Below are 12659 nucleotides of genomic sequence, written 5' to 3'. Positions count from 1 at the left end.
GCCAGCTCCCACATTTGACTGTATTCACAATTCAAAAGGTGGGAGCTGGCTTGCCTGCGATGAGGCCCCGACAAACAACCACAAACTACCTGACACTCCCCCGCAAACCACCCACCACAGCCTGCAACTGCTCAGGCGTCGCCGCCTCCACAGCCACCGGCTCACCCGCCACCAACACCACCCGCGACCAGATCCGATGGAAAAAGCCCTTGTTAGGATCGCGGCTGAAGAAACTCCCCCACAACCCCTGCAACGCCATCGGGATCACCGGCACCGGCGTCTCCTCCAGGATGCGTGTCACCCCACCGCGAAACTCATTCATCTCGCCATCGGCGGTCAGCTTGCCTTCCGGGAAGATGCACACCAACTCGCCGTCCTTGAGGTACTGAGCAATCCGCGCGAACGCCTTTTCGTAGATCTGAATGTCTTCATGGCGCCCGGCAATCGGAATCGCCCCGGCGGTGCGGAAGATAAAGTTGAGCACCGGCAAGCGGTAGATCTTGTAGTACATGACAAAGCGAATCGGCCGACGTACTGCACCGCCAATCAACAGCGCATCGACAAACGACACATGGTTGCACACCAGCAACGCGGCGCCTTCATCCGGGATGGCTTGCAGGTTGCGATGCTCCACGCGGTACATGGAATGGCTGAGCAGCCAGATCATGAAGCGCATGGTGAACTCGGGGACGATCTTAAAGATGTAAGTGTTAACCGCGATGTTGAGCAGCGACACCACCAGGAACAACTCGGGGATCGACAGCTTGGCCACGCTCAACAGCAGGATCGAAACGATGGCCGAGACCACCATGAACAGTGCATTGAGGATGTTGTTGGCCGCGATCACCCGAGCTCGTTCGTTCTCGGCGGTGCGCGACTGGATCAGCGCATACAGCGGCACGATGTAAAAGCCGCCGAACACACCCAGGCCGAGGATATCGAACAGCACCCACCACGCCTGGCCGTAGCTGAGCACCGCAAGCCAATCGTTGGCTTGCACGTTCTGCGGGAAGCCGCCGGAGTGCCACCACAGCAGCAGGCCGAACACAGTCAGGCCAAACGAGCCAAACGGCACCAGGCCGATTTCCACCTTACGCCCGGAAAGCTTCTCGCACAGCATCGATCCCAGGGCGATGCCCACCGAGAACACCGTGAGGATCAAGGTCACCACGGTTTCGTCGCCGTACAACCATTCCTTGGCATAGGCCGGGATTTGCGTGAGGTAGATCGCGCCCACAAACCAGAACCATGAGTTGCCGACAATCGAACGTGACACTGCTGGCGTCTGCCCCAGGCCCATGCGCAACGTCGCCCAGGACTGCGTGAAGATATTCCAGTCCAGGCGCAGTTGCGGTGTCGACGCCGCCGCGCGCGGGATACTACGGCTGGCGAGGTAACCCAGCACCGCTACGCCAACAATCGCCACCGCCACCACCGGCGCGTAATGGGTGGAAGACATCATGATCCCGGCACCGATGGTGCCAGCCAGAATCGCCAGGAACGTGCCCATCTCCACCAGACCGTTGCCACCGACCAACTCATCGTCGTGCAACGCCTGAGGCATGATCGAGTACTTCACCGGGCCGAACAGTGCCGAGTGCGTGCCCATGGCAAACAGCGCCAGCAGCATCAGCTCAAGATGATTGGTCAAAAAGCCCGTCGCGCCCACGGCCATGATCACGATCTCGCCGATCTTGATCGCGCGGATCAACGCGTCCTTGTTGAATTTCTCGCCAAACTGCCCGGCCAACGCCGAGAACAGGAAGAACGGCAGGATAAACAACAAGGCGCACAGGTTGACCCAGATGGAGCGGTCGCCCTCGATGGTGAGCTTGTAAAGGATGGCCAGGATCAGCGACTGCTTGAAGATGTTGTCGTTGAACGCGCCCAGCAACTGGGTGATGAAAAACGGCAAGAAGCGCCGCGTGCGCAGCAAGGTAAATTGGGAAGGATGGCTCATCGTCGTCCGTGTTCCTGCGTGGCCTTTATTTATCAGGCCACGACTTTACCTAATCCTGCTTACTTATTCGCTAGCCCGGCAATACAAGGCGAAACAAAAAGCTCGCCTTTATAAGCGCCCTGCACGGTGCGCTTGGCCACGATCAGCCACATCAGCGCCAGCGCAACCACCAGCACACTGCCAAACACACTGAAAAACGCCAGCTGTAACAGGCTCGCCAATTTAAGCGTGGCCAAGGCGTAAACCCCCAATGGGAAGGTGAAGCCCCACCAGCCCAGGTTGAACGGGATACCGGCGCGCAGGTAACGCAGGGTGATCAACACTGCAATCAACATCCACCACAAGCCGAAGCCCCACAGGGTGATGCCCGCAATCAGGCCTAGGCCGTGGGCCATTTCACCGACACTGGCCAGGCCATTGGCGGCAAAGATCGCGGGGGCATCCGTACCGAGCAGCAACATGCCCAGGGCACCGGTACCGATCGGGCCCAGGGCCAACCAGCTCGACGCGGCCATATTGGCGTGAGGCAACTTATGCAAGGCCATGCGCAGCATCAGGATGGTCAGGATGCTGAACGCTACCGGCAGGGAAAACGCCCACAGCACGTAGCTGGTCACCAACATCACCAGTTGCGAATGGGCATCGGCCAAGTGCGGCGCGAGCAAGCCGCCGCTGGCCGCCGCCACTTCGGCCGCCACCACGGGCAACAGCCAGACGGCGGTCATCTGGTCGATGCTGTGCTCCTGGCGCGTGAACATCATGAACGGGATCAGTACGCCGCAGGCCAGGGACATGGCGACGTCCAGCCACCACAAGGCCTCGGCCAACGGGATCACATCACCGCCCCAGCGCGGCAGGCCGAACAGCAGCAAGCCGTTGAGAATGGTCGCCAGCCCCATGGGGATAGTGCCGAAAAACATCGAGACGGTGGAGTGCCCGAAGATGCGTCGCGCCTCGTGGAAAAACATCACCCAGCGGGCGGCATAGAGCACGCTGAACAGCACAAACAGGCCGATGGTGAACAGCCACAGGCCCTCGGCGATAGCGTGCAAACCTGGCAAGTTGACTGGCAACTGAGCCAAGGCCAGCGCCAGCACACCGGTGCCCATGGTCGCGGCGAACCAGTTCGGGGTGAACTGGCGAATCACTTCCCGGGGACGGGTCAGGTGACTGAAGGGTTTGTAGCGGTGAGTGGTCGAGCAGGTCATGGGTTAATCCTCTTCCTCATTTGAGGTTGAAGCCATGATAGAACCTGATCGAATATCTATATAACGGGTAATATCTCTAACTGTTATCTGTTTTATCTATATAGACCGCAATCATGCGCTCGCCCTTGCCTGCGCCGAGTCGCGCATCAACAAACCAACAAGCGCGCCCAGAGACAGCAAGATAAGCACCGCACCGTAGCCGTCCGTAGTCGCGATCAGGCCAAACACACGGCTCAGGTTACCCGCCAATAACGCCGGTATGCAGAACGCCAGGTAGCTCAATACATAGAACGCCGACATCAGGCCCGCCCGCTCATGGGGCAACGCCAGGCCCACGATACTGCGCACACTGCCCATGAAACCGCCGCCGAAGCCCAGGCCTGCGATCACACTGGCGACAAAGAACAGCCACAGGCTGGCGGTGTTTACGGCAACCAGCAGCAACCCCACGCCCACGGCCAGCAGTGCCGCCGACAAGCGCATCACCCTGTCAGCCGCGTGATTGCGCAGGCTGTAGATCATCACCGCGCCGCTCAAGGTCACCACCGCCACCAGCCCGCCGCCGATCAAGTGCGAGGTCGAACCCGTGGCGACACGCACCAACGACGGCGCCAACGAGGAAAAGAACCCACCCAGCGCCCACACGGCCACATTCAATGGCATCGCCAGCCACAACGCGCGCCGCGCTTGCGGCGGCACATGCAGGGTTGGCGCCAGCGACTTCAAGGCGCCCGGTATGCGGCTGACCGTTTCAGGCAGGCGCCACACATACAGCGCCTGCAATACCATCAAGCCCAGCAGGGTGTAATAGATCAATTGGGTTGGCCACGGCGCAAACTCAACCAACAGCCCACTGCCCAGGCCACCACTGGCCATGCCGAGCATCGGTGCAAGGCTGTTGAGCATCGGGCCGCGCACGCGGTCAGTGTCGAGCAGCGTTGCACCCAACACCGCGGTCGCCGTGCCGGTCGCGAAACCCTGCAACGCCCGTGCGGCCAGCAGGTAGCTGGTGCTGTCAGCAACGATAAACAGCAACATCGCCACGATATTGAGCAGCAACGCGGCGAAGATCACCGGTTTGCGCCCCAGGTAATCCGAAAGCGACCCTACGGTGAGCAGCGCCGCCAACAGGCTCACGGCATAAACGCCAAAGATGGCCGTGAGCATCGCCGCCGAAAAATGCAGGTGGTCTTGATACACCTGGTACAACGGCGTCGGCGCGCTGGAGGCAGCAAGAAAGGTCAGCACGGTGATCACCAGAAACGCCAGGCTGGACCGTTGAGAGATGACGCTGGGCATGGGCACGCTCCGCTAAAGCTAATATTTTGCTTTTATGGAGTGTGCTACTCGCTGGGGCTTAAAGCAAATTCTTTGTGTTAAGGTCTTGCCCATGGCGATCAAAGAAGGCCTCCGCCCGGGGGGCCGTAGTGCCCGGGTACAAGAATCCGTCCACAGGGCGGTGCGCGAACTGCTGGAAACCCATGAGCGGTCCAGCGTCACCGTGCCGATGATTGCGGCATGTGCAGGCGTCACGCCATCGACCATCTATCGGCGCTGGGGCGATCTGTCAGTACTGCTCGCCGACGTCGCCCTGGCCCGTATGCGCCCCGATACCGAACCGGCCAACACCGGCAGCCTGCGTGGCGACCTGCAAGCCTGGGCCGAGCAATACCTGGATGAGATGAGTTCGGACGTAGGCCGCAACATGATGCGCGACGTGCAAAGCAGCCCCACGCCTGGGTATTGCGTGAGCATCCTGAGTGGGCAGTTGCAGGTGATCGTGGACCGCTACCCGCAGGAACAGCCGCCGAGCGTTGACCATTTGATCAATCTGCTCGCTGCGCCGACAGTGTTTCGTATTCTGTTTTCGGCCCAGCCGTTGGCGGTAGAAGAACTGCACGCCCTGATCGAACTGGCACTGAAGGCTTAAAGACCGGCACATAGCAAATGTGGGAGCGGGCTTGCTCGCGAAGGCGTCGTGTCAGTCAATGCATCAGCAACTGATCTACCGCCTTCGCGAGCAAGCCCGCTCCCACATTTTTTATCGCGTGCTGTCAGCGGCTAGGTACGCATCCCACGCCCACTCACCAGCAACCGCGCACAACCGATATACAAGACAATGGTGGCCACGATCATGAAGGTGATCGCCACGCTGATCTTGATATCCGACACGCCCAGAATGCCGTAGCGGAAGGCGTTGACCATATGCAGCACCGGGTTGGCCAGAGACACCGTCTGCCAGAACGGCGGCAGCAAGGTGATGGAGTAAAACACCCCGCCCAGGTAGGTCAGCGGCGTCAGCACGAAGGTCGGGATAATGGAAATATCATCGAAGTTGCGGGCGAACACGGCGTTGATAAAGCCCAGCAGCGAAAAAATCGTCGCCGTGAGGACTACCACCAGAATGGTGACCCCAAGGTGATGCACCTGCAGGTGGGTAAAGAACAGCGACAGCAGCGTCACGATCACCCCCACCATCAGGCCACGCAACACCCCGCCCAAGGTGTAGCCGATCAGGATGGTGTGCGGTGACACCGGCGAGACCATCAGTTCTTCAATGGAGCGCTGGAACTTGCTGCCAAAGAAACTCGATACCACGTTGCCGTAGGAGTTGGTGATCACCGACATCATGATCAGGCCCGGCACGATGTACTCCATGTAGGTGAAACCACCCATGTCGCCGATTTGCCGGCCGATCAGGTTACCGAAGATCACAAAGTACAGGACCATGGTGATCGCCGGCGGCAGCAGGGTCTGCGGCCAGATCCGGGTAAAGCGCTTCACTTCGCGATAGACAATGGTTTGCAGCGCGACGAGGTTGGGTTGCAGTTCAGAACTCATACCGCCACCTTCGCAAGGTTTTTCTCCACCAGGGACACGAACAACTCCTCAAGGCGATTGGTTTTATTACGCAGGCTCAGCACTTCGATGTTCTGAGTCGCCAACTGGGTGAACAGCGCGGTGATGCCCATGGCCTTATCTACCTGGACTTCCAGGGTGTGGCTGTCCACCAGCCGGCTGGGGTAGCCGAGCAACTGCGGCGCCACCGACAGATTGTTTTTCAGGTCGAGCAGGAAGGTTTCCACATGCAACTGGCCCAGCAGGTTGCGCATGCTGGTGTTCTCGACAATGGTGCCGTGGTCGATGATGCCGATGTTGCGGCACAACTGCTCAGCCTCTTCCAGGTAGTGGGTGGTGAGGATGATGGTGATGCCCTTCTCGTTCAGTTCGGTGAGGAAGGTCCACATCGAGCGGCGCAGTTCGATATCCACGCCGGCGGTAGGTTCGTCGAGGATCAACAGGCGCGGCTCATGCACCAGGGCGCGGGCGATCATCAGGCGGCGCTTCATGCCACCGGACAGCGAGCGCGAAGGCACGTCGCGCTTGTCCCACAGGCCCAGTTGGGTCAGGTACTGCTCGGCGCGTTCCTTGGCGACTTTCGCCGGAATGCCGTAGTAGCCAGCCTGGGTCACCACAATGTCGAAGGTCTTTTCGAACTGGTTGAAATTGAACTCCTGAGGCACCACGCCGATGGAGCGCTTGAGCGCCGCCGGGGATTTGTCCAGGTCATGCCCGAAGATATTCACCGTGCCGCTGGTTTTGTTGACCAGGGTCGAGAGAATACCGATGGTGGTGGATTTGCCGGCACCGTTGGGGCCGAGCAAGGCGAAGAAGTCACCTTCGGCAACGTCCAGATCGATACCACTCAGGGCCTGGAAACCGTTGCCGTAGGTTTTGGTTAGCTGCCGGATGGACAGAGCGGAACTCATATGGGAATACGCACCAAAGAAGGGAATAGAAAGAATAGATGAAGGCACACCCCAGGTAGTTCAACCTGCGATGCGGTGCGAGCATGGTGCGTGCCCATGCCGCACAAGTACAGTCACCCGTATTAATAGTGTGTATTAAGTCAACGCGGTCATCACCGCCTTGCGGTAGGCCGGGCGCTGTTGCAGGCGCTGGTACCAGGCCTCCAGATGGGGCATGGCGGGGCGTTCGATGGGCATCTCGAACCAGGCGTAGATAAAGCAGCCCAAGGGAATATCGCCCATGCCGAACGCCTGGCCGGACAGGTAGGGTTGCTCGGCGAGGGCTTGCTCGACGGTTTTGAGCGCGTCGATACAGGCTTGGCGCCCGGCATTGATACTGTCCCAGTTTTGCTGGTCAGCCGGGGTGCGCACGATGCCCCAGAACACCGCCTTGAACGGGTCGGCGAGCGTGGAAGTGGTCCAGTCCATCCACTTCTCGGCATTGGCCCGGGCTTGCAGGTCGCTGGGGTAAAAGTCCGATGCCTGCTTGGCGCACAGGTAACGCACGATGGTGTTGGATTCCCACAGCACAAAGTCGCCATCTTCGATCACCGGCACCCGGCCATTGGGGTTCATGGCCCGGTATTGCGGGGTATCGACCACACCAAAAGCCCCGCCCGCATCAATTGCTTCATAGTCCAGGCCGAGTTCCTCGGCGCACCACAGTGCTTTCCTGACGTTTGATGAATTTTTACGACCCCAGATCTTCAGCATGACCGCGCCTTATCGTTGATGAACATGGCTTGATGAAGGCAGCAGCATACGCCGGTTCAGCCGCGGCTTAAATCGCCCTGCATATCACCGAGCAAGGTGGGCGCATCGTCGCCAAACAAGTGCGGGTAACACTGGCGGATATGCGCGAAGAAAAATGCTTCGGGCACGTCAGCAAATTGCCCGTGGTCCACCACGTACTCCATCGAACGCTGGCCCTGGCGATTGAACGCGTGGAACACGCTGTCGTGCAGCCCATCGAATTCCAACGGCGGCACGTCGAACACTTCGCACAGTTGCTGGTTGAACGCCGGCGTGGCCTTGACCCAGCGGCCGTTCAGGTAAAGCTCGGTATAACCGTGCATGGCGAACACGTCACTTTTGAGCAGGGCGAGCAGCCGCGGGGTGGACAGGTGGTTGCGCACGTCCGCCAGGCCAATGCGTGCGGGAATGCCGCAGTGGCGCGCGCAAGCGGCGAGCAACGTGGCTTTGGGTACGCAGTAGCTTTCGCCGGCCGCCAGGGCAAAGCTGGCGCTCAAGGTGTTGGGGTCACGGCTGAAGGTGTAGGGGTTGTAGCGAATGGCCTCACGCACCGCGTAGTAAAGACTGACTGCCTGGTCACTTAAATCCGGGCGGGTTCCGCGATGTTTCTCGGCGAACTCCACCACCACAGGGTGGTCACTATCGATGAAGCGGCTGGGACTCAAGTACGTATTCATGAGCTTGATCTCCGAGGGGAGCCTGGAGTTTAACCACCAGGCCTGCCCGAGAGATAACGACGATTCGGCCAAATGCCGGCGCCGGCTGATGGGTTGCCCAGTACACCTTGTTACACCCTGATCACCCGGCTTATTCGGATGCCGACTAAGCTCCCTGGTGGTTTCGCCCCTGGTTCACGGAGGATTGAATATGCTGTTGTTGTGGATACTGGTGCTGGTGGTCGGCATTGCCTACCTGGCACACCGCCGTACTGCCCCCCTGCCCGCCCTGGGCGTGGTCGCCGTCTACCTGCTGGCGATGGGCGCCTGGAGCCACGCACCGGGTTGGCTGCTGCTGATCTTCTGGGTGCTCCTGGCCGTGGTGGCCGCGCCGTTGTTGCTGCCTGACCTGCGCCGCCAATACTTCACCAAGCCGCTGTTCAGTTGGTTCCAGAAAGTGCTGCCGCCGATGTCCGAGACCGAGCGCGATGCGATCGATGCCGGTACCGTCTGGTGGGACGGCGAGCTGTTCAGTGGCCGCCCCGACTGGGACAAATTGCTGGCCTACCCCAAGGCGCAATTGACCGAGGAAGAGCAGGCGTTTATCGACGGCCCCACAGAAGAACTCTGCGCCATGGTCAGCGACTGGGAAATCGGCCAGGCCATGGACCTGCCGCCACAAGCCTGGGAACACATCAAGACCCATGGTTTCTTCGCCCTGATCATTCCCAAGGAGTACGGCGGCAAGGGCTTCTCCGCCTATGCCCACTCCCAGGTTGCCATGAAGCTCGCGACCCGTAGCGGTGACCTGGCCTCCACCGTGATGGTCCCCAACTCCCTGGGCCCGGCCGAACTGCTGCTGCACTACGGCACCGAGGAACAACGCAACCACTACCTGCCGCGCCTGGCCCGTGGCGACGACATCCCGTGCTTCGCCCTCACCGGCCCGCTGGCCGGCTCCGATGCGGGCGCCATGCCCGACACCGGGGTGATCTGCAAAGGCGAATGGCAAGGCAAGGAAACCCTCGGCCTGCGCCTGAACTGGGAAAAACGCTACATCACTCTCGGCCCGGTCGCGACCTTGCTTGGCCTGGCCTTCAAGGCCCATGACCCGGACCACCTGCTGGGCGAAGAAGAAGACCTGGGCATCAGCCTCGCGTTGATTCCTACCGACACCCCTGGCGTGGAAATCGGCCGTCGTCACCTGCCGCTTGGCGCCGCCTTCATGAACGGCCCCAACTCCGGCAAGGATGTGTTCATCCCCCTGGAATACCTGATCGGTGGCCAGGAAATGCTCGGCAAGGGCTGGATGATGCTGATGAACTGCCTGTCGGTCGGCCGTTCGATCTCGCTGCCTGCGGTCGGCACCGGCGCCGCCAAGTTCACCAGCCTGGTGACCGGGCAATACGCCCAGGTGCGCGAACAGTTCAACGTACCGCTGGCGGCCTTCGAAGGCATCCAGGAAGCCCTGGCGCGCATCGGTGGCAACGCCTGGCTGATGGACAGCGCGCGCATGCTCACCGCCAACGCTGTGGACCTGGGCGAGAAGCCGTCGGTGCTGTCGGCGATCCTCAAGTACCACCTGACCGAGCGCGGCCGTGAGTGCATCAGCCACGCCATGGACGTGCACGGCGGCAAGGGCATCATCATGGGGCCCAACAACTACCTGGGCCGCAACTGGCAGGGCGCACCGATCTTCATCACCGTGGAAGGCGCCAATATCCTCTCGCGTAACTTGATGATCTTCGGCCAGGGCGCGATTCGTTGCCATCCCTTCGTGCTCAAGGAAATGGCCCTGGCCGGTCGCGAAGACCATGACCAGGCGTTGAAGGAATTCGACGGCCTGCTGATGCAACACATCGGCTTTGCCGTGAGTAACGCTGCCAGCACATTGGTGCTGAACCTGGGCTTGGGGCACTTCGAAAAAGCCCCGGGCAACCGGTTGAGCCAGGGCTACTTCCGTGCCCTGAACCGCCAGGCGGCTGCGTTTGCCCTGCTAGCCGACCTGAGCATGATGTTGCTGGGTGGCGAGCTCAAGCGCCGCGAACGCCTGTCCGCCCGCCTGGGTGATGTGCTCAGCCACATGTACCTGGCCTCGGCGGCGCTCAAGCGTTATCACGACCTGGACTCGCCGGACCATCTGGAGCCGCTGTTTGCCTGGGCCATGGAAGAAAGCCTGGGTGAATCGGAACGTGCACTGGATGAGCTGCTGAGCAACTTCCCGAACAAGGTGCTGGGCTGCCTGCTGCGGGTGATCGTGTTCCCATTCGGGCGTCGTCATACCGGGCCGTCCGACGCGCTGGATGCCGAAGTGGCAGCCGTGATCGGCCGCGCCAAGGGCGACCCGACCCTGGAAGAGTTGCTGGCTGGCTGTTATCGCCCGCAATCGGCAGAAGATCCGGTGGGCGCCCTGCAACATGCCTACGACCTGCTCGGTGCCAGCCATACCTTGCAGAAAAAACTTCACAGTGCGCTCAAGAGCGGCCAGGTCAAACCGGTGGCCGGTGAGCACGCCATCGACGCGGCCTTGCAGGCCGGCGTGCTGCAACCGGCCGAGGCGCAAACTCTGCGCGATGCCGAGGCGGCGCGACGCAAGGTGATCGACGTGGATGATTTCAGCAAGGAAGAGCTGATGCAGGCAGAGGGTAAAGTCCGCTGAGTCGAGCGGTCATATAAAAACGGGCGCGAGAGGCTTATACTCTCGCGCCCGTTTTTGCTTTAGAGGCTTTATCTCGTGTCCAACGTCGTTGCCGATCATCTCGTCTTGCTCGACCACTTGCGCAGCATCCTGGTTGCCGTCGGCGAAGCCGAACAGGTGCCCGAGGAAAGCCACGCACTGTTCCTGGAGCGCTTCGACGAACTGCGCGCCCTGCTGCCGATCGACCCGATCGAAAGCCAGTACCTGGGCCAGGACCTGATGAGCCAGGTCATTGTGCGTTACCCGCAAATCGCCCACCTGGTGCCCCGCGACCTGCTGTGGTTCTTCGGTGGCGACTGCCTGCACTTCATGCCCGACGAAGAACTGGACCTGTACCAGGCCCTGGAAGAACGTCGCTATGAAGCCGAACAGAACGACGAACCGTTCGACTGGAACCAGGAAAAACAGCTGCTGGCGATGCCTCAGGACCAGAGCAAACACTGACAACGATGCTCGTTCCCACGCTCTGCGTGGGAACCTATGCTGTGACGCTCTGCATCACCCGTGCACAGGCATAAAGGCAGGACGCGGAGCGTCCAAGGTGGCATTCCCACGCAGAGCGTGGGAACGAGCAACCGCGTTCCTACCGTCGGCGCAGCGTGGGCTCCCTGGCCATGCACTCCACCAGATAATCGATAAACACCCGCAACTTCGGCGGCAGGTACCGTGTGGGCGAATGCAGCAGCCACGCCTCGCCATGGTACGAGGCAATAAAATCCCACCCCGGCAACACCTGCACCAACTCCCCCGCTTCCAGCGCGTGCCGCGCGGTGAAATACGGCAAGCTGGCAATCCCGACATGCTGCAACGCCGCCTCCAGCCGCACCCCGGTGTGGTTCGCCGCATACCGCCCGCGTACGCCGACCGTGACTGCCTTGCCAGCCTGGCGAAACTTCCAGCGTGAATCTCCCGGTGTCTCACCCAGATAGATGCAACTGTGCCCAAGCAGATCATGGGGATGGCTCGGTGTACCGTGCTCGGCCAGGTACTGCGGCGTCGCGCACAGCAAATGTTCGATGGGCAACAGCTGGCGCCCGACCAAGCCCGGCGGAGGGCTGTCGGTGATGCGGATGCTCAAGTCGACGTTGTCGTCGATCAAATCCACATGCCGATCTTCCAGGATCAATTGCACATCCACCTTGGGATAGCGCCGCAAGAATTCCGCCATATGTGGGTGCACCACGAATCGCCCCACCGCCTTGGGCACACTGACCCGCACCAGGCCCTCGGCTTCATGGGTGAATTGCCCGCTGATTTCCATCACTGAGCGCGCCGCGTTGACCATCTCCTGGCAACGCTTGAACACCTCCTCGCCACCCTCGCTCAGGCGCAGCTTACGCGTGGTGCGTTGCAGCAGGCGCGTGGCCAGGGCGTGTTCCAGGCGCGAGATGCTGCGGCTCACCGCCGAAGGCGAAACACTGAGTTGCCGCGCCGCTTCAGAGAAGCTGCCGGTTTCCACGACCTTGACGAAAATCGCCATTTCACCCAATAACGGCAAAGGAAGATTGATGCTCATGACGCACAGGTCCATTGATAATTGAGCGGATTATCACTCATCTGCGCACTATTTATACT

Annotated in this window: 11 protein-coding genes; 3 read left to right on the top strand and 8 right to left on the bottom strand. The window is 60.7% G+C overall.

Annotation, left to right across the window (positions count from 1 at the left end):
• Window positions 1–85: 85 nt before the first annotated feature.
• From ACWHXD_RS10420 to ACWHXD_RS10410, 3 genes are all read right to left on the bottom strand, one after another.
• Window positions 86–1960 carry an MFS transporter gene (locus ACWHXD_RS10420; RefSeq protein WP_138763403.1) on the bottom strand — a complete coding sequence of 625 codons (1875 nt, stop codon included), beginning with the start codon at window positions 1958–1960 and terminating at the stop codon, window positions 86–88.
• A gap of 59 nt (window positions 1961–2019) precedes the next feature.
• Complete coding sequence (locus tag ACWHXD_RS10415) at window positions 2020–3168, bottom strand: TDT family transporter (protein WP_138763404.1); 1149 nt, start codon at window positions 3166–3168, stop codon at window positions 2020–2022.
• Between the two features lie 111 nt (window positions 3169–3279).
• Entirely contained in the window at window positions 3280–4467 is a 1188-nt protein-coding gene (locus ACWHXD_RS10410) for an MFS transporter (protein ID WP_499083934.1), read from the bottom strand.
• Between the two features lie 91 nt (window positions 4468–4558).
• Here ACWHXD_RS10410 and ACWHXD_RS10405 point away from each other — a divergent pair, with 91 nt between their 5' ends.
• Window positions 4559–5098, top strand: a complete 540-nt coding sequence (locus ACWHXD_RS10405; protein ID WP_044273058.1) for a TetR/AcrR family transcriptional regulator — start codon at window positions 4559–4561, stop codon at window positions 5096–5098.
• 131 nt (window positions 5099–5229) lie between these two features.
• Here the strand turns inward: ACWHXD_RS10405 and ACWHXD_RS10400 are convergent, their stop codons facing one another.
• From ACWHXD_RS10400 to ACWHXD_RS10385, 4 genes are all read right to left on the bottom strand, one after another.
• On the bottom strand, window positions 5230–6009 hold the full coding sequence (locus tag ACWHXD_RS10400) for an ABC transporter permease (protein ID WP_003190115.1): 780 nt from the start codon (window positions 6007–6009) through the stop codon (window positions 5230–5232).
• Entirely contained in the window at window positions 6006–6938 is a 933-nt protein-coding gene (locus ACWHXD_RS10395; RefSeq protein WP_014717781.1) for an ABC transporter ATP-binding protein, read from the bottom strand. Before ACWHXD_RS10395 ends, ACWHXD_RS10400 begins: the two co-directional genes overlap by 4 nt.
• A gap of 135 nt (window positions 6939–7073) precedes the next feature.
• Window positions 7074–7691 carry a glutathione S-transferase family protein gene (locus ACWHXD_RS10390; RefSeq protein ID WP_032892575.1) on the bottom strand — a complete coding sequence of 206 codons (618 nt, stop codon included), beginning with the start codon at window positions 7689–7691 and terminating at the stop codon, window positions 7074–7076.
• Between the two features lie 56 nt (window positions 7692–7747).
• Complete coding sequence (locus tag ACWHXD_RS10385; protein ID WP_032892576.1) at window positions 7748–8407, bottom strand: transglutaminase-like domain-containing protein; 660 nt, start codon at window positions 8405–8407, stop codon at window positions 7748–7750.
• Between the two features lie 190 nt (window positions 8408–8597).
• Here ACWHXD_RS10385 and ACWHXD_RS10380 point away from each other — a divergent pair, with 190 nt between their 5' ends.
• Together ACWHXD_RS10380 and ACWHXD_RS10375 are read left to right on the top strand one after the other, a co-directional pair.
• Window positions 8598–11045, top strand: a complete 2448-nt coding sequence (locus tag ACWHXD_RS10380; protein ID WP_138763406.1) for an acyl-CoA dehydrogenase — start codon at window positions 8598–8600, stop codon at window positions 11043–11045.
• A 75-nt stretch (window positions 11046–11120) separates the two neighbouring features.
• Window positions 11121–11528 (top strand): PA2817 family protein, encoded by a 408-nt coding sequence (locus ACWHXD_RS10375; protein ID WP_032892578.1) that lies wholly within the window; start codon window positions 11121–11123, stop codon window positions 11526–11528.
• Window positions 11529–11667: 139 nt separating this feature from the next.
• Here ACWHXD_RS10375 and ACWHXD_RS10370 read toward each other — a convergent pair whose 3' ends face one another.
• Entirely contained in the window at window positions 11668–12600 is a 933-nt protein-coding gene (locus ACWHXD_RS10370; protein ID WP_098952192.1) for a LysR family transcriptional regulator, read from the bottom strand.
• Window positions 12601–12659: the final 59 nt, after the last annotated feature.

Source organism: Pseudomonas fjordensis (assembly GCF_976987115.1).
Note: the sequence above shows the minus strand (reverse complement) of the source record. Positions and strands in the feature narration are given on the sequence as shown.